2 protein-coding genes are annotated in these 791 nt (G+C 54.9%); both read right to left on the minus strand.

Annotated elements, in window-relative coordinates; all coding sequences use genetic code 11:
* Window positions 1–76 precede the first annotated feature (76 nt).
* Window positions 77–310: a hypothetical protein gene (locus tag CKO23_RS24940; RefSeq protein WP_200336264.1), complete on the minus strand. Its 234-nt coding sequence runs from the start codon at window positions 308–310 to the stop codon at window positions 77–79.
* Window positions 307–621, minus strand: a complete 315-nt coding sequence (locus CKO23_RS24945) for a type I restriction-modification enzyme R subunit C-terminal domain-containing protein (RefSeq protein WP_200336265.1) — start codon at window positions 619–621, stop codon at window positions 307–309. The genes CKO23_RS24940 and CKO23_RS24945 overlap by 4 nt, the downstream gene beginning before the upstream one ends.
* Window positions 622–791: the final 170 nt, after the last annotated feature.

The following is a 791-nucleotide window of genomic DNA, read 5'->3' on the forward strand; positions in this document are numbered from 1 at the left end:
AACAGCACCCGGATGGTCTCTTTGTCAAGCATCATAATCAACAGCGTTCGAATTGGGTTTTGACGGGAACTGGCTCTCAAGCCACTGTTTTATAAGATATCACAACCCCAGGAGATCCGGGAGAGCCCTGCTTGGCCCGGCTCGGAGCCTGCGACAGCATCAAAGGCTTGGGATCAGAGATCTTCTTGGTTTCACGGTCGATGCTACTGATATCGATATAAACGAAGTCGCCGGTTGGCCCTGTCTGTTCGACGGGCTCGTCCGCCAATTCTCCCAAGGTTGCAAGCAACTCCTGATTCACTTCACTCACGCCACCAACTCCAAATTCATCTCCCTCATCAACCCATCCAACTCCGTCCCAAACACCCCCCACACCTTCTGCAACCCGCCTTTATCCGCCAGCTCGGCATAATCGAAATCATCCCGCCCGATGCTGCATGAGCTGGCGATATGGTCCTTCATCAGCCGCAGCCACTCGGTCTGCTCAGCCGTGAACGCCGTGCCGCGCTGGGCGTTGTGGCGGAAGATCCATTCCTGGAAGCGTTTGTCGACCTGTTCGCTGAAGGGCTTTAGCTCGGCGTCTAGTGCAACAGAGTGGAAATCCCGAGACTGTTTAATCATTCATGCTGCGAGCGGCTTTCCCTCATAGGTCCAGCGGAAGGGCTTGGCCAACGTGCGATTGAAGAAGTCGATGAAATCGCTGATGCGTTTCTGAAGGTCGTCGATGGAGGTGAAGTTGCCACGGCGCAGGACTTTGCGCGCCAGGATCGAGAACCACATCTCGATCTGAT

The sequence above is a fragment of the Thiocystis violacea genome, from assembly GCF_016583565.1.
GTDB classification, from domain to species: domain Bacteria; phylum Pseudomonadota; class Gammaproteobacteria; order Chromatiales; family Chromatiaceae; genus Thiorhodococcus; species Thiorhodococcus violaceus_A.

Excerpts from the sequence above, each read along its gene's own strand:
- CKO23_RS24945 (WP_200336265.1), bottom strand. The coding sequence starts at position 621 with ATGATTAAACAGTCTCGGGATTTCCACTCTGTTGCACTAGACGCCGAG.